General features: G+C 70.5%; 10 protein-coding genes. 5 read left to right on the forward strand and 5 right to left on the reverse strand.

Features of this window, described 5'->3' with window-relative positions; genetic code table 11:
- Window positions 1–2: 2 nt before the first annotated feature.
- Window positions 3–365, reverse strand: coding sequence for a hypothetical protein (locus tag AMIS_RS21485; protein ID WP_041829956.1), 363 nt, complete (start codon window positions 363–365; stop codon window positions 3–5).
- Window positions 366–591: 226 nt separating this feature from the next.
- Between AMIS_RS21485 and AMIS_RS42805 the strand changes: the two genes are divergently transcribed.
- On the forward strand, window positions 592–738 hold the full coding sequence (locus AMIS_RS42805) for a hypothetical protein (RefSeq protein ID WP_014444479.1): 147 nt from the start codon (window positions 592–594) through the stop codon (window positions 736–738).
- Here AMIS_RS42805 and AMIS_RS21490 read toward each other — a convergent pair.
- From AMIS_RS21490 to AMIS_RS21505, 4 genes are all read right to left on the reverse strand, one after another.
- Window positions 725–1,774, reverse strand: coding sequence for a M15 family metallopeptidase (locus AMIS_RS21490; protein WP_014444480.1), 1,050 nt, complete (start codon window positions 1,772–1,774; stop codon window positions 725–727). The two genes, AMIS_RS42805 and AMIS_RS21490, sit on opposite strands and share 14 nt — an antisense overlap.
- 355 nt (window positions 1,775–2,129) lie before the next feature.
- Complete coding sequence (locus AMIS_RS40710) at window positions 2,130–2,801, reverse strand: class I SAM-dependent methyltransferase (protein ID WP_014444481.1); 672 nt, start codon at window positions 2,799–2,801, stop codon at window positions 2,130–2,132.
- Entirely contained in the window at window positions 2,798–3,616 is an 819-nt protein-coding gene (locus AMIS_RS21500) for a hypothetical protein (protein ID WP_014444482.1), read from the reverse strand. Before AMIS_RS21500 ends, AMIS_RS40710 begins: the two co-directional genes overlap by 4 nt.
- 71 nt (window positions 3,617–3,687) lie before the next feature.
- On the reverse strand, window positions 3,688–4,371 hold the full coding sequence (locus AMIS_RS21505) for a maleylpyruvate isomerase N-terminal domain-containing protein (protein WP_014444483.1): 684 nt from the start codon (window positions 4,369–4,371) through the stop codon (window positions 3,688–3,690).
- A gap of 1,030 nt (window positions 4,372–5,401) precedes the next feature.
- On the opposite strand from AMIS_RS21505, the gene AMIS_RS21510 reads away from it, so the two are divergent.
- The 4 genes from AMIS_RS21510 to AMIS_RS21525 are packed head-to-tail and all read left to right on the forward strand — an operon-like array spanning window position 5,402 to window position 16,734.
- On the forward strand, window positions 5,402–8,491 hold the full coding sequence (locus AMIS_RS21510; protein WP_014444484.1) for a family 78 glycoside hydrolase catalytic domain: 3,090 nt from the start codon (window positions 5,402–5,404) through the stop codon (window positions 8,489–8,491).
- Window positions 8,484–11,693, forward strand: a complete 3,210-nt coding sequence (locus AMIS_RS21515) for a glycosylhydrolase-like jelly roll fold domain-containing protein (RefSeq protein ID WP_014444485.1) — start codon at window positions 8,484–8,486, stop codon at window positions 11,691–11,693. Before AMIS_RS21510 ends, AMIS_RS21515 begins: the two co-directional genes overlap by 8 nt.
- Window positions 11,690–14,335 (forward strand): glycosyl hydrolase, encoded by a 2,646-nt coding sequence (locus AMIS_RS21520; RefSeq protein ID WP_014444486.1) that lies wholly within the window; start codon window positions 11,690–11,692, stop codon window positions 14,333–14,335. Before AMIS_RS21515 ends, AMIS_RS21520 begins: the two co-directional genes overlap by 4 nt.
- Entirely contained in the window at window positions 14,335–16,734 is a 2,400-nt protein-coding gene (locus tag AMIS_RS21525; RefSeq protein ID WP_014444487.1) for a beta-L-arabinofuranosidase domain-containing protein, read from the forward strand. The genes AMIS_RS21520 and AMIS_RS21525 overlap by 1 nt, the downstream gene beginning before the upstream one ends.
- Window positions 16,735–16,743 lie beyond the last annotated feature (9 nt).

Below are 16,743 nucleotides of genomic sequence, written 5' to 3' on the forward strand. Positions count from 1 at the left end.
GATCAATCCACATCGCTGCGCCGATATCTGCTCTGGTACACCCTCGCGTTCGCCGCCATCACCGCGGTCTGGGGTGGCGTGCTCGGCGTGACCCTGCCCAACCAGGTCCAGCTGATCGAGTCGGGAAGTGGTTCACCGGCGCCGACGCCGGCGTCGACCTGGCCGCGCTCAACGACCTCAAGGCCGCCGTCGACGCCGGCACCACGGTCGCCACCGCCGAACAGCAGCGCCTGCTCGACCGGCTCGCCGACTTCGACGCCGCCCGCGCCCAGGCGCTGTCGCTGGTCACCGCGCTCGCCGTGGCCGCCACCATGATCGTGCAGCCGGTCGTCGGGGTGCTCTCCGACCGTACCCGCAGCTCTCATCGACGTCCTGCCGGACCGGGCGAGCGCCGGCCGTGACCTCGGCGTCGCCGCCCTCGGCTCCAACATCGGCCAGGCTCTCGGTCCCGTCCTCGCCGGGCAGGTCGTGGCTCTCACCGTGGTTACCGGGCGGTGTGGGCGGTAGCGTGCGCGTTGAGCGCGGTCGCCGCCCTCTCCATCCTCAAGGTCCGCGACGCACGATGAGCTGTGCGAGCCGCAACCGGTCCGAGTGCTCGCCTCGCCGTCGAAGGCTGTGGTTCCCGCCGGCGCCTACGCGGACCGGCCGATCGCGCTCGGCAAGACCGGCGACGAAGCGACCGGCCTGTGGCAGCGCCGGGAGGCGGACATGATCGGGCGGCAACCTACGACCCGGTGATACTCCAGTGCCACGGCTCGGACGGCAGGTTCACCAGGCCGTAACGGCCCGCGTTCGCGGCCATCCAGACGAAGGCCGGGTTCTTCCGGCTGTTGATGCCCTTCCCGCCCGACGTCATGTCGATCGCCAGGCCGAGCTCGTGCAGGGACCGGCCGGGAATCGCGGTCGGCACCCGGCACGACGGGGAGGGCGCGGTCCAGACGTCCGGGCAGCCGTTCGACTTGCGCAACGCGATCTGCTGCTCCTTCGTGCGGAACCCACCCCCGGACAGCTTGATGCCGGCCTTCGCGGCGTCGTCGATCATGCGCTGGAACGGGACGGCCATGATCTTGTTGACGGTCACCCCGTACACCCGGGTGGTCTGTGCCGTGGTGAAGGTGGCGCGCGTCTGCGTGACCACCTGCGCGCTGAGGGCCGTCGCCTGTGCGGCCAGGGCGGACCGGGTCTTCGGCCAGGCCGCCACCGAGGCCTCGGCGTTGGCGACCGCGGTGACCGCCGTCCGGTGCGCGGTGACGGCGGCGGTGACCTGGCGCTTCGTCGCGGCGGACGCGGTACGGGCAGCGGACAGCGCCGTAGCGCTGCGCCGGATGGCAGCCGCACGGGACCGCGCCGTCGCGTCGGCGGCCGTCCACGCCTTCTGCGCCTTGGCGACCCGGTTGCCGCTGTAGGGGCGCTGCTTCTTCGCCGCGCTCACCGCCTTGCGCGCCGCCACGGTCACGGTCTTCGCGGCGGCGTGCTTCGCGCGGGCGACCTGGTCCGCGCTCGTCGCGCGGGTCAGGGCCGCCGTCGCGGCGGCGTCGGCCTTGCGGGCCGCGACGACCGTGGCGTTACGGGTGGTCACGGTCGTGCGCATGGCCGGCAGCTGAGTGGTGAGCCTGGCGTGCGCGGTCTCCAGGTTGAGTTTGCGGGTCATCACCGTGGACCAGGTGGCGCCGGCCTGGACTGCTTTCGGCGTGGCGGCTGCCTCCGCCGGTGCCGCGGTTCCGAGGACCGCCAGCGTGGCCAGGACCGGACCCAGAACAAGTCGTCGTCTCACGGTGGTGACCCCTCCCCATCATGCGGACGAGTCGTATCGGCGCTCTCAGCCCCCGGTTGAGGAATCGCCTCCGGCCCAGAAGTTCCATTCCTCGGCGCTGGTGATCATGACACCTTCGGGCAGGACGAACGGCGTACTCGCGGTGCCGCCCGTCTGCGACCGTCGGGCTCATCAGCCGGAGAAAACCGTTGAAATACCGGTCGCCGAACAGCGCGCACAATTCCCGGAAGTCGGACGGAACGGCGACACCCAACTCGGCGTCGACGGGCTCCCACGCGATGTCACGCCGGTCCGGACGCGCCCGGGTCACCTCGGCGATGCGCTCCACCCACGACATGGCCGCCATTCAATACCATCAACGCCCCGCTGTGTCCCCGGCCCGCCCGTGCTCGTACACCGCCAGCCACGCCTGCCCGCTGTAGGTGGTGCGGATCCGCTCGGTGCCGAGCATCGCGCTCAACTCCGCCCGGCTGAGAAAATGGTGTGCCGGGGAATGCAGCAACCGGGCATTGACGACGCCGACGGCCAGAAGCGGCACGATGACCCGCCCCAGCGAGACGATTCCCCGGTCCCGGATGTGCTCGCCGAGAATCGCGCGCATACCCGCCCCGGCCCGCGGAGTCGTCACCACCAGGCGGCCGCCGGGCGACAGGCGGCTTTTCAGCAACGCCACCGTCCGTGCCGGGTCGGCCAGCGCGTACAGCACGTTGCCGCACAGGATCACGTCGAATTCCCCGGTGACGTCCGCGAGATCGCCGTTCAGGTCGGCGCGCAGGTGAACGACCCCGGCATTCTTGCGCCGGGACCGCTCCAGCATCGCCTCCGAAGCGTCCACCGCGACGATTTCCGCGGGTTGTCTCGCGCGCACGGCAGCCGTCAGGTTCCCGGTTCCGCATCCCGCGTCCAGCACCCGGCGCGGCCCGTCCGGGACCTCACCCATCAATTCCCCGACCATTTTCCGGTACGGGGTGAGCGTCGCGACAACGTCGTAGGAACGGGCGTAGACGTCCCAGATCAGCGTGGTCATCCGCCGTTCCGATCGTCGAGGAAATCGGCTGACTCGTGCAAGAAGTGCCGCCGCGCCGGGTCCGGTTCCGCGTCGGCGGCGGCCCGGATCCGGGCGGTGAACCCGTGGACGAGTCCCCAGGCGGGGTAGGCGAGGACGTCCGGCCGTACCTCGGGGTGAAGGTTTGATATCCGGAGCGGATGCGGGCCCACGGTGATCCCGCCGGGGGCGACACGGCGCAGGGTGGTGCGCAGTTCCGGGATGACGCTCATGACCCAGGCGCGGTCGCCGCGGTGTCGACTATCCTGATAAATCGCCTTGTAGGCGTGCATGGTGGCTGCCAGTGGGGCGTGCGGCGCCTTGGCTGCTCCGGAGACCTCGACGACCGGTTCGGGCAGCCCGCTCAGGGCCCCGGCCGACCGGAGATCGCCCATCTGCTCAACGAGTCCGGCAGCGCCCGCCGGTGCGGCCGGCACCGCCGCAGCCGGTCGAGCCGCACTCGCCACGTCGGCCGGTCGAGACGTGCCCAGCCCCTCGGCCGGCGACGTGTCCAGCAGCGCGATGGCCGGCAGCGAGGCGAGCCCACGACCGTCCACCGTGATCTTCTGGGCGACCGCGACGAGCCCACCGGCCTCGTCATGAACCCCGAACCACCGCACCCGATCAGCCGCCACCCGGTCGTGCCACGGCAGCCAGCCGTCCTCGGTCAGCGCCCGCGCCGGCAGATGCCCGTGCCGCACGTAGGCCGCCCCTTGCAGCCGCTTCGCCGCACCGATCGCCGCCGCCCCGGTGAGCAGCCGGCACTCGTAGGAGGCCCGAAACGTATCCACCGGCATGCCCCGAATGAAATCAACCCGTGTCAATCAAACCCTGGCAACCAGCTGGTCCGGCTGGCGCTCAGCGCTCCTCAGCCCAGCGTGAGCCACCGGATGCCGAGACGCTCCATCCGCACCTCGTCCGCCGGCTCCAGTGGCTGCCGCCCGGTGGCTTTACGCAGCAAGGTAGGCCGATCCCAGCCCAGCTCGCGGGTCGCTGCCCTTGCTTCCGGGCCGAGCTGCAACTGGGTCACGACATCGGCGGCGTCCGCGGTCAGCCACGGTGCACGCCCCAGCGCGTCGGCGACGTCGAGGCCGTGGACGGCGACCTCGACCACGCGCGTGAGCAGGAACTCCGACAGCAGCATCGCGTCCCCGTGCCGGGTGCGCACCACGCGGTCCTCCCGCTCAGCACGACACTCCCGATCCACCCGCTGCCAGGTGGCGGTGAGATCTTCGACAAGCGCGGCGCCGCTGCTCATCTCATTGGCGTGACGCTGCGCCAAACCGATCCGGGCCGCGTTCGTATGAGCCGCGAAACGATCGTCCGGCCGGTAGTAGTCGACCGCGGAGACCTCGGCCCTCACCGGCTCAGGCGCGGTCAGCATTCCCGGTAGCCAGGCGATCACCACGCGGACATGACTCACCAGCTCCCGGACCGTCCACGGCGCACACCTCGTCGAGAGGTTCCACTCCTCCTCGGACAGGCCCGTCACCGCCCGGGAAAGGCTCCCCGCTTCCAGGCGAAACACATCGAGCGCGCGGCCAAGCGTCATGTCGATCAAGCTATCAATCGGCTCAGCACACCGGCCGACGGCGAACTACCGCCACCCAGCACGGCCCACACCTGCACCGACAACCATCCGCGGTGCCCCCGAGTCGGCCACCCTTACCGACCGCCAGCGCTCACGACCAGCCGGACCGGCTGGCGCCCAGTGTTGCCACCGCCCTAACGATCATCACTGACAACCAGCCGAGCAAGGCGAGCTGGCGCCCGGCGCGGTGCGGCCCGAGACGCGACGGTGCCAGCGGCGGTGACGGCGTGGATGAGGTCACACGAAACGCCGGCGCCGCGGGGACAAGGCCACACACAACGCTTATGTGGCGATTCATCAACGCCAGGGCAGGGATGAACGCACACGCACCGTTTCCGTGCGACCTCATCGCGGCCGGCGTGAACTTCGGTGCGCCACCACCCCGGCGACAGAGCGGCATCGTGAGCCACCCCGGGCACGAGCCCACCGTGAGCCACCACCCACACACGAGCCCACCGTGAGCCGCCACCCACACACGAGCCCACCGTGAGCCGCCGTCTCGTTCACCACCCGGACTGGAGATCCACTTAGGCTGAGCGGCATTGGGGTGAAGCGAGCCGGCGCTCAGTGCTGCCACCACGCCGTCGATCAACGCTGAGGACCAGCCGGACCGGCCGGACCGGCCGGTGGCGAGTGCTTCACGGGCGCCACCACCCGCCCGCGCCCTTCAAGCCCGCCACCAGCGCCCCGGCGGCGCGCGTCCAAGCGCACGACCGCCGCCGCGCGTCCAAGCGCCCCGCCGCCGCCCATCCAAACGACCACCGCCGCCGAGCACCCAAGCGCCCCATCGCCCGCGCATCCAAGCGCACCACCGTCTATTGACGTGATCCACGACTCATATTAACGTGACGTCACGGCCGTGTTTATAACGTTTCACAATCGCAACGCCCCCGATTGTCGCTGATTAACAGCCATAGGCGAAACGCTTCGATTCGTCAAGAGCTCAAGCCCCACCGCCGCTCTTTGAAACGATTTCACCCTTGGAGCCGCCGTGCCCCGCACCCTCCTGTCCACCCTCACCGCAGCCGCCCTGCTGATCACCCTCGCTCCCTCTCCCGCGCAGGCCCACACCATCACCGGCGCGCCGGCCGCCCTGCGCACCGACGGCAAGACCGATCCCCTCGGGACCGATCTCGCCCCGCCGCAGCTGAGCTGGCGCGACACCCGAACCGGGCATGTCGCGTACCAGATCCAGGCCGCGACCTCCCCCGCCAAGCTCGCCCATCCGGATCTCTGGGATTCCGGCCGCGTCCGCGGCACGGACATCTCCGCCCGGTACGCCGGCCGCGCCCTCACCGAGCGCACCCGCGTCTACTGGCGGGTCCGCACCTGGACCAGCCGCACGACGAGCACCGCCTGGAGCGCGCCCGCCTGGTTCGAGACCGGGATCAAGGACTGGAAGGCACAGTGGATCGGCAACGAGGACTGGCAGCTGAGCACCAAGCCGGTCACACCCGTGGTCGTCTCGCTGCCGAAGCAGACCGCCCGGTTCGTGCGGCTCGACGTCAGCAAGCTCGGCCTGCCGCTCGCCGAGCAGCCGCTGGACAGCAAGAACCGCGCGGTGATGACCGGCGGGTTCCCGGCGCCCACCTACCGGCTGCAGCTCGCTGAGCTGGAGGTCCGCGACTCCGCGACGCCGGGCGTGAACCTGGCCGAGGGCCGGGGCAAGAACATCACGGTCTCCGAGACGCAGACGATCCGCAAGGAGTGGGAGCCCGCGCTGCTCGCCGACGGTACCGCCCTCGGCTACCAGAGCGCCGCGCACGACTCCCCGGACGCGAGCATCCAGGTCACTCTGGATCTCGGAGCGGACAAGACGTTCGACCGGGTGGTGCTCCAGCCGCGCAAGGACACGCTGACCGCCGACGGCCGGACCGCGAACTTCCCGGTCGACTACCGGATCGAGACGGCGACCACGGACGTGTGGACCACCGCGGCGACCGTTCGTGATCAGCCGACCCCGGAGGCCTGGCTGCCCGAGGCCCTGCCGGTCTTCCAGAAGCGCTTCGCGACGCGATCCACGATCAAAACCGCCCGCCTGTACGTCAGTGGCCTGGGCGTCTACGAAACGAAGCTCAACGGCCGCCGGGTCGGTGACGCCGTCCTGGAGCCCGGCGACGTCGACTACGCCGACCAGGTGCCCTACGCCGCCTACGACGTGACGAAGGCACTCGGCCGCCGGAACACCCTGGACATCGCGGTCGGCAACGGCACGGCCAACGCCCTGGACCACAAGGGCCGCTACCGCAAGTTCGCCAAGCAGGTCAGCGACCCCCAGGTGATCGCCCAACTGGAGATCACCTACACCGACGGCAGGCGCGAGACGATCGCCACCGACCCGACCTGGAAGACCGCCCTCGGCGCCACCACGGTCTCCTCCTGGTACGGCGGTGAGGACTACGACGCCCGCCGCGAGAACCCGGCCACCTGGGAGAACGCCGTCCCGGCCCCGGCGCGGGGTCCGCTGACGGCCCGCATCGGCGAGCCCGTGAAGATCGTCGAGCGGCTCCCCGCCACCCGGCTCGAGAACAGCGTCTTCGACGTCGGCCGCAACATCGCCGGCTTCCCGGAGATCGCCCTCACCGCGCCCGCGGGCACCACGATCCGGGTCTACCCGGCGGAGTCGCTGAACAGCGGCCACGTCGACCAGTCGATCAGCAACGTCGGCGCGCCGATCTGGGACCAGTTCACCAGTAAGGGCGGCACCCAGACCTGGCACCCGCGGTTCACCTATCACGGGTTCCGCTACCTGGAGGTGGCCGGTCTGCCCGAGGGCGCCACCATCGAGGTGGCCGGGCTGCGGACCATGGGCGATTACGACAGCGCGGGCACGTTCGACACCGACAACGACGTCCTCGACGGGATCCACCGGCTGACCCGGCGCGCGGTCGAGGGCAACATGCAGAGCATCCTCACCGACTGCCCGAGCCGGGAGAAGCTCGGCTGGCTGGAGCAGGACCACCTGGCGTTCGACGCGATCGCCCGCAGCTACGACGTCCGCCCGCTGATGGACAAGATCGTCCGGGACATGGTGGACGCTCAGGAGAGCTCCGGCCTGGTCCCGTCGACGGTTCCGGATCACACGTCGCTGGCCGGCGCGTACCGTGACGACCCGAACTGGGGTGGCGCGCTGGTGCTGGTCCCGTGGCAGACCTACCTGACCTACGGTGACCGGGACATCCTGGAGCGCTACTACCCGGCGATGCAGCGCCACCTGGCCTACCTGCAGGGACAGACCGCCCGCTGGGTGAACGGCGTCTACGACTACAGCCTCGGCGACTGGATCACCACCGAGAAGCCGGCCATGCCGAAGGCGATCCCGGGCAGCACCGGCGTCTGGCACATCGCCGACGGCCTCTCCAAGATCGCGACCGTGCTGGGGCGGGAGACAGACGCAGCGACATATCGGACAACAGCCGATTCGCTCGCGAACGCCCTCTGGGCGAAGTACTACGACCCCGCGACCGGTCTCTTCGGCGGCGGCGGTCAAGGCGCGACAGCTCTCGCCCTGGACATCAAGGCGGTCCCGGACAGCGAACGACCCGGTCAGCTGCAGCACCTGATCGACGCGATCGAGGCCAAGGACAACCACCTGATCATGGGCGAGATCTCGTTCCCGTCGGTGCTGCAGGTGCTCAGCGAGGCCGGCCGCGACGACGTGATCTACAAGGTCGCCACCCAGACCACCAGCCCGAGCCTCGGCTTCCAGGTCAAGCAGGGCCTGACGTCGCTCGGCGAGACCTGGGACGGCGGCAGCGGTCAGTCGCAGAACCACTTCATGCTCGGCGCGCTCGACGCGTGGATGCAGCGCCGGATCACCGGCATCGACCAGAAGTCCGGCTCCGCCGGATTCCGCGACCTGGTCATCGCGCCGGCGGTCAGCGGCGGCCCGGCCTCGGCGTCCGGGAGCTTCCTCTCCCCGTACGGCCGGATCGCCACCGCCTGGACCAGGACCGGCGACCGGATCCGCCTGACCGTGACCGTTCCGCCCGGCGCCACCGCCGAGATCCGCCTTCCCGGGCTGACCCGCACGGTCGGCACCGGCACCTGGACGTTCACCGCGAGGAGCGCCGATGCGTAAGGCCCTGACCGCCCTTCTCGCCGGCGCCCTGGTCGTCAGCGGCCTGCAGAGCCCGGCGGCGGCGACAGCGAAGGACATCCCCAAGGACAGCTACCCCAGCATCTACTGGTACTGGAACAACACCATCACGCCGGAGATCACCGACCGGCAGATGGCGGAGATGCGCGCCAAGAACGTCTTCTCGTTCGTGCTGTTCCCCTACGGCGGCGCCGCCCAGCAGCCGGCCTTCTTCACCGAGGCCTGGTTCGACCTGGTCGAGCACGTACTGCGCGAGGCGAAACGCACCGGCATGAAGGTGTGGCTGTTCAACGACAACAACTTCCCGAGCGGCCGGGCCGGCGGCCTGGTCGCCGACGGCGGCACGGTCGGTGACCGCACCTGGCCGGCCCGCCCGGACCTGCGGCTCAAGGCGCTGCTGCGCTCCAGCCGGATCGTCACCGGACCGGCCACCGTGGACCTGGACGAGACGTCCGGCCTGTCGGTCAGCGACGGCAGACTGGTGGTCGACCCGGCGCTGTCGGCGAAACCGGCGCCGCTCACCGGCGGCGCCGGCTGGACCGACTACACGGTCACCGGCAAGGTCACGCTGACCGCAGGCGGCGCGCAGGTCTGGGTCCGGGCCGACCGGGAGCAGCAGGACGGCTATCTGGTCGACGTCGACGTCAAGGGTGTCGCGAGCGTCTACCGGGTGGACGACGGCGTGCGGACGCGACTGACCACGGGTGTGCCGACGCCGGGCTTCTCGGCGACGCGGGCGCAGACCATTAGCGTCACGGTCGCGGGAGGCGTCGTCACCCCGAAAATCAACAACACCGTGCAGCCGGCGGCGAGCGATGACACGTACCCCCGGGGGTCTGTCGCCGTGGCCGCGGAGGGCACCCAGCGCACGCAATGGGACAACCTCGCCGTGACCGGGTCTGATCAGACTCTCTTCTCGGACCACTTCGCCGACGCGGACGTCCTGAGCCAGTTCCCGGCGGACCGGGTGGAGATCGGCGGGCGCACCGCGGCCGCGGCGCGACTCGTCACCGACGGCAAACCCGTCGAACTCACCGGGAACACCTGGAAGGTCCCGGCCGGCACCTGGCAACTCGACGTCTACGCCGGCAAGACGCTGATCGACGACTCCAGCGGGTACGTCCGTGACTACCTGGACCTGCTCGACCCGGCCGCCACCGACGCGTTCCTGGAGCGGGTCCCCGGCGAGTACGTGCGCCGCTTCGGATGGGCGATGGGCTCCACGGTTCTCGGCTTCTGGGACGACGAGCCGTTCCTCGCCTCCGCGCAGCCGCACCCGTTCAAGCAGCTCGCCTGGTCACCCGGTCTGGCCACCGCGGTGAAGCGGGCGGGCGGCAGCGCCGGTGTCGCCTACACTGCGGCGGCCGACCGGCTCGACCCGGCGGCCGGCCTCTACTGGCGGGCGGTGAACGACCTCTTCGCGACCAGCTACTACCAGCGGCAGGCCGCGTGGATGGGCCGCCACGGACTGAAACTGATCACCAACCCGCTGCTCGACGAGGAGTCGCCGCAGGACCGGATGCACAGCACCGGCGACCTCACGAAGATCAACCAGTGGGCGCAGGTGCCGGGCAGCGACGAGATCACCACCGACTACGTGGCCGGGAAGCAGACCATGCTGGGCCGCAACGCCGCCTCGGTCGCGCACCAGAGCGGGGCCCCGCGCGTGGTGATGGAGACGTTCGGCAACGGCGGCTGGCAGATCGCGCCGGACTACATGCGAGCCACCGTCGGCGCGCTCGCCACCCGCGGCGTCAACCAGACGTTCCTGCACGCCATGTGGACCGACGAGGCGAACGTCAACTTCCCGCCGCCGTTCGGTCCGCGCAGCACGTTCTGGTCGGACATGCCGGAGGTGGACGAGTGGATCGGCCGGGTGATGGATCTCGGCCGGGGCACCAGTTTGGCGCGGACCGCGCTGATCCAGCCGCAGCGGGCCGCCGAGATGACGCGGTCGACCGACACCGAGCACGTGCTCGACGAGCACTTCACCGAGGCGGCGTTCGCCCTGGAACGCGGTCAGGTCGACTTCGACCTGCTCAGTGACTCGTCGCTGAGCGGCGATCCGGTGGCGCGTTTCCAGGGTGTGGTGCGCGGCGGCAGGCTGCACGTCGGCAAGGCCGCCTACGACCAGCTGGTGCTACCGGCCACGCCGATCTTGGACCTGTCGACAGCGAAGCGCTTGTCCGATTTCGTTCGGTTCGGCGGCAAGCTGATCGTGGTCGGCGACCTGCCGGCGAAGGAGGCGTTCGGCCGCGACGCGGAGCTGATCGCAACGCTCTCCAAGATCAAGTCGACCAGGATCCCCACAACCGACGACCTGACCACCACCGCCGGCTTCCGGGCCGCCCAGCTCTCGCCCGCCGCCGGCGCCGTCCGCGTCATCCGGGTCCGGCGCGGCGGCGACACCGTCTTCGTCCTCAACAACGAGAGCGACCAGACGATCACCACGACCGCCACCTTCCCCGCCCGCGGCGTTCCGTTCATCAACGACCCGCGCACCGGCTCGATCAAGGCCGCCACCAGCTACCACGGCTCCGCGGTCCCGCTCACGCTCAAGCCCTTCGAGACTCTCGGCGTGATCTTCCGGCCCGGCGTCCGCGAGCAGGCCCACCTCACCGGCGCCACGCTCCCCGCGACAAGCGTCATCCAGCAGGGCGGCAAGCTCCGCGCGACGGTCACGGCCGATCAACCAGGGGTCTACCCCCTTTCCGGTACGGCCGGAAACCGCACCTACCGAGGCAGCGCCGTCACCACCGATCCCCTGGACAGCATCGCCCTCGACGGTGACTGGGCCGTGCAGCTGGACGGCTCCGACCCGCAGGTCCGGCCGCTCGGATCGTGGACCAGTTTCGCCCCGACGTTCTCCGGCAGCGCCACCTACACCACCACGCTCACCCTGACCGCCGCCGACCTGACGAACCGGAAACTGAACCTGGATCTCGGCCAGGTGCACGACCTGGCCACCGTCACGGTCAACGGGGTGAAGCTGCCGGCCGCGCTGTGGCGCCCGTACACCGTGGACGTCACCAAGGTCCTCAAGCCCGGCGCCAACACGATCAGCGTCCGCGTCACCAACACCCTCGCCAACTCCCGCAACAAGATCCTCCCGTCCGGCCTGCTCGGACCGGTCACCCTGCGCCCGCAGGCAGTCCTGACAGCAACCTTGGAGAAGACCCGATGAAACGCCGTTCCGTCCTCGCCCTCGGCGCCGCCGGCGCCGCCGCCGCGACCCTCCCCTGGCCGTCGGCCGCCGCCGCCCACGCCGCCGGAGCGCTGAAGCCGTTCGAGGCCGGCGCCAAGTTCCGCTGGTGGTGGCCGCACGGCCTGGTCGACCCGGTCGAGATCGCCCGCGAGATCGACCAGATCGCGGACGCCGGGTTCGCCGGCATGGAGATCCAGGACGTGCACCACAGCATCCGCGGCGGCGTCGACCTGGACCCGGCCGGGCACGGCTGGGGCACCCAGCCGTGGCGCGACGCCGTCGAGGCCGCGCTGCGCCAGGCCAAGAGGCGCGGTGTGACGATCGACCTCGCGGTCGGCCCGAGCTGGCCGGCCGCCGTCCCCGGCATCACCCCCGACGACCCGGCCGCGACGAAAGAGCTGGTCCACACGGTCACGCCGTTCACCGGCAGCATCACCGCGCCGGTCGCCGCTGGCGTGTTCGCGGTCCAGATCGCCCGGGTCGTCACCGGGACCACGCTCGACCCCGCCTCCGTGCAGACGATCACCCCGGTCGGCGGTCAGGTCAGCGTCACGGCCGGCGAGGGCAACTGGCTGCTCCTCACCTATCTGGTCCGCGGCTCCGGGCAGGAACCCGAGGGCGGCCCGCACACCGACCCGCACTCCTACGTGGTCGACCACTTCAGCAGGGCCGGCACCCGGGCGATCATCGACACCTGGAACGAGCTGGTCCTCACCCGCAGCATCCGTAAGCTGCTGCGCGACGCCGGCGGCGACCTCTTCGAGGACTCCCTCGAACTGGAGACCGACTGGACGCTGTGGACGCCGGACATGCCCGCCGAGTTCGCCAAGCGCACCGGCACCGACCTGCTTCCGCTGCTGCCGATCCTGCTCAACCCCAAGGGCAAGTACCTCTACACGTTCGCGTCCGACCCCACCAACCACGCGCGGGACGCGTTCAACCAGGTGCTCTCCGACCTGTACCACGAGAACCACCTGATCCCGCTGCGCGAGTTCGCCCACTCGCTCGGCCTCAAGCTGCGGGCCCAGCCGTACGGGCTCTCCACCGACGCGATCCGCAGCGCCACCCTGCTCGACGTGGCGGAGAGCGAGTCGCTCGGCTTCAAGAACCTGGACGACTACCGGGTGCTCGCCTCCGCGCGGGACATGGCCGGTAAGAAGGTGCTTTCCTGCGAGGCGGCCGCCTACGCGAACGGCGCCTACAGCACCACCTGGAACAAGGTGCTGCAGACGATGGGCAGCGTGTTCGCCGGCGGCGTCAACCAGGCGGTCCTGCACGGGTTCGCCTACTCCGACGCGCCGGGCGCGGCGTGGCCCGGCTTCGCGGCGTTCTCGCCCTACAACGGCAACGGCATCGGCTATGCGGAGGCCTGGGGCCCGCGTCAGCCGACCTGGCGGCACGCCCGTGACGTGTCCGGCTGGTTCGCCCGTACCCAGGAAGTGCTCCAGACCGGAACCGCCCGCGCCGACCTGGTGTTCTTCCGGCAGAAGGGCTGGACCGCGACCGGAATCGGCGCGCCCTGGGCGACCAACGACGGCATCCCGATCGGCTGGACGCACGGTTTCGCCGACGAGGCGTCGCTCTCCCTGCCGGCCGCGAAGGTCCGCGACGGCCGGCTCGGGCCGCCGCGCTACAAGGCGATGATCCTCGACGGGGACATCTTCCGGGGCAAGGACCACACCCTTTCGGTACGGGGTTTGCGACAGCTCCTGTCGTTCGCCCGCAAGGGCCTGCCGACGATCGTGGTCGGCAACTGGTCCGACGTGCACCCCGCCGAGCTCCAGCCCCTGCTGCAGCAGCTGCTCGCCCTGCCGGTGGTGCGCAACGTCGCCGACCAGGCCGCGATCCCGGCCGCTCTGGAGGAGCTCGGGGTGAAGCGGGACGTCGAGTACGCCAAGTCGTCGCTGATGACCGTGCGGCGGGTCGACGACGACAGCGACTACTACTACCTGGCGAACGCGCGGCACGCCGAGAACCGGGTGATCCAGGCGATCGACCACGACGTGTGGCTGACCACCGCGTCCCGGTCGTCGGTGCCGGTCGTCATCAACGCCTGGACGGGCGCCCGGGAGGGTGTCCCGTTCGAGCGGGACGGTCATCGGGTGCGGGTCCGGGTGGCGCTGCAGCCGGGACAGTCCCAGCTGCTCGCCTTCGAGCGCCGGCGGGCGGCGATCCCGAGCCGGACGTTCACCGAGACCGTCCCGGTCGCCGGCCCGTGGGAGCTGGAGGTCGAGGACTGGCAGCCCACCGGCGTCACCAGGCACAACGTGACCCTCACCGAGCTGCTCCCCTGGTCGGCCATCCCGGCGCTGGCCGACGTGTCAGGCATCGGCCGCTACCGCACCACGATCAACTCGCCGTCGCAGGCGCGGGCGCTCCTGCAGCTCGGCAAGGTCGTCGACACCTGCCGGGTGCGGCTCAACGGCCGCCTGCTGCCCCCGATCGACGTGCTCCAGCCGGTCGCCGACCTGCGCCTGCGCCGCGGCGTCAACACCCTCGAGGTCGAGGTCGCCACCACCCTGCTCAACCGGCTGCGCACCACCAGCCCGTCCGTCTTCGGCATCGCCGCTCGCCAGGCCTACGGCCTGCTCGGCCCGGTCACCCTGAGGTACTACGTCTGATGAAGCGTCGTTCCGTTCTGGCCGCCGGCGCTGCCGGGGCCACCCTCGCCACCGTCGCGCCGCCCGCCCTCGCCGCCGGCGCTTCGCCGCTCACCGGCCCGTCGTCGCCCGGCGGCGGCCCGGGGGTTCCCCAGGTCCGGCTGCTGCCCAGCCGGTTCCTGGACAACATGAATCGCACCGTCGCCTACCTGCGCTTCGTCGACCTGGACCGGATGCTGCACATGTTCCGGGTCACGGCCGGGCTGCCCAGCGCCGCCGAGCCGCTCGGTGGCTGGGAGGCGCCGACCGTCCAGCTCCGCGGGCACACCACAGGTCATCTGCTCTCCGGGCTCGCGCAGGCCGCGTACCATCTGGATGATCGTGATCTGAAGGCGCGCAGCGCCGCCCTGGTCGACGGGCTCAAGGCGTGCCAGGCGCCGAACGGCTATCTGTCCGCGTTCCCGGAGACCATTTTCGATCAGCTCGAGGCCGGTAAGAACCCGTGGGCGCCGTACTACACGATCCACAAGATCTTCGCGGGGCTCCTCGATCAGCACCGGCTGCTCGGCAACACGACGGCCCTCGACGTCGCGCGCCGGATGGCCGACTGGGTCGGTTCGCGGGTGTCGAAGCTGACCCGCGAGCAGATGCAGAAGGTGCTGCACGTCGAGTTCGGCGGCATGAACGAGTCGTTCGTCAACCTGTACCGGGTGACGGGTGAGGCGGCGCACCTGGAACTGGCCCGGGCGTTCGACCACGACGAGATCTTCGTGCCGCTGTCGGAGAAGCGGGACACCCTCGCCGGCCGGCACGCCAACACCGACATCCCCAAGGTCGTGGGCGCCGCGGCGATGTACCAGGCGACCGGTTCCGATTACCACCGGACGATCGCCACGTACTTCTGGGACCAGGTGGTCAGGCACCACAGTTACGTGATCGGCGGCAACTCCAACGCCGAGTTCTTCGGCCCACCCGGCCAGGTGGTCAGCCAGCTCGGCGAGAACACCTGCGAGAACTGCAACACGTACAACATGCTCAAGCTGACCGAGCGGCTCTACGCCATCGATCCGTCGCGCACCGACTACCTGGACTACCACGAGTGGGCGCTGATCAACCAAATGCTCGGCGAGCAGGACCCGGACTCGGCGCACGGCAACGTCACCTACTACACCGGCCTCTCCTCCACCGCCTCCCGCAAGGGCAAGGAGGGGCTGGTCAGCGACCCCGGCTCGTACAGCAGCGACTACGGCAACTTCAGCTGCGACCACGGCAGCGGCCTGGAGACGCACACCAAGTTCGCCGAGCCGATCTACGACACCAGCCGCGACACGCTCTCGGTGAAGCTCTTCATCCCCTCCGAGACCACCTTCCGAGGCGCCAAGATCCAGATCAACACCATGTTCCCGTACCGGGAAACGGTACGTCTCCGGGTCGACGGCACCGGTGCGCCGTTCACCCTGCGCGTCCGCATCCCGTCCTGGGTCCGTGACCCCGCGCTGCGCGTGAACGGCAAGCCGGTCCCCGCCCACCCCGGCCGGTTCGCCACGATCCGGCGGGTCTGGCGCCGCGGCGACGTGGTCACCCTGCACCTGCCGTTCCGCACCCGCTGGCTGCCCGCGCCGGACAACCCGGCCGTGCACGCCCTCACGTACGGCCCGCTGGTCCTCGCCGGACGCTACGGCGCGCAGGGGCCGGCGACGCTGCCCACGGCGGATCCGCGCACCCTGCGGCGGGAGGCGGGCGCGGCCGAATTCAGCGTCGTCGTCGGCGGGCAGCGGGTCCGACTGAGCCCGTTCCTCGACGTGCATCACGAGCACTACAACGTGTACTTCGCGCTGCCGCCGGCCAGGCCCCGGCACGGGACCGTCGCCTCGTACCCCCTGACGGGTTTGCGGGAAGCCCGGCGCCGCTGGCCGGACGCCGTGCTGGCGGGCGGCGCCGTCCCCGGTGAGCGGGGCATCGAGCTGAACGGCACCGGGGCGCACGTGGTCCTGCCGGCCGGGCTGCCTGCGTCACTGTCGAAACTGACCGTCTCGGTGTGGGTGCGGCTGGACAGCATCGCCAACTCGGCGCGGGTGTTCGACCTGGGGTTCAACACCCAGTCGTACATGTTCCTGACCCCGCGCACCGGCCTGAACCGGGCCCGATTCGCGATGAAGCTCGGCGGTATGGAGGCCGAGGACTTCGTCGACGCGGCCGTGGCGCTGCCGGTCGGGGTGTGGACCCACGTCGAGATCCGGGTGGCCGAGACGCTGACCTTCCTGATCAACGGCGAGGTCAGCGGCGTGAACGAGTCGCCGAAGATGGGCGCGCTGCTGCTCGGCGCGACCCAGTTCAATTACCTGGGGCGCTCCCAGAACGTGAAACACCCCTTCCTGCACGGCGCCGTGGCCGACTTCACCCTGTCAGCCCCGAAGTAGCGCTCACCG

The organism is Actinoplanes missouriensis 431, from assembly GCF_000284295.1.
GTDB lineage: Bacteria > Actinomycetota > Actinomycetes > Mycobacteriales > Micromonosporaceae > Actinoplanes > Actinoplanes missouriensis.

Bases quoted from the DNA above. Each gene is read 5' to 3' on its own strand.
- AMIS_RS21485 (WP_041829956.1), bottom strand. From the start codon at position 365: ATGAGAGCTGCGGGTACGGTCGGAGAGCACCCCGACGACCGGCTGCAC.
- AMIS_RS40710 (WP_014444481.1), bottom strand. From the start codon at position 2,801: ATGACCACGCTGATCTGGGACGTCTACGCCCGTTCCTACGACGTTGTC.
- AMIS_RS21500 (WP_014444482.1), bottom strand. From the start codon at position 3,616: ATGCCGGTGGATACGTTTCGGGCCTCCTACGAGTGCCGGCTGCTCACC.
- AMIS_RS21505 (WP_014444483.1), bottom strand. From the start codon at position 4,371: ATGACGCTTGGCCGCGCGCTCGATGTGTTTCGCCTGGAAGCGGGGAGC.
- AMIS_RS21515 (WP_014444485.1), top strand. From the start codon at position 8,484: ATGCGTAAGGCCCTGACCGCCCTTCTCGCCGGCGCCCTGGTCGTCAGC.
- AMIS_RS21520 (WP_014444486.1), top strand. From the start codon at position 11,690: ATGAAACGCCGTTCCGTCCTCGCCCTCGGCGCCGCCGGCGCCGCCGCC.
- AMIS_RS21525 (WP_014444487.1), top strand. From the start codon at position 14,335: ATGAAGCGTCGTTCCGTTCTGGCCGCCGGCGCTGCCGGGGCCACCCTC.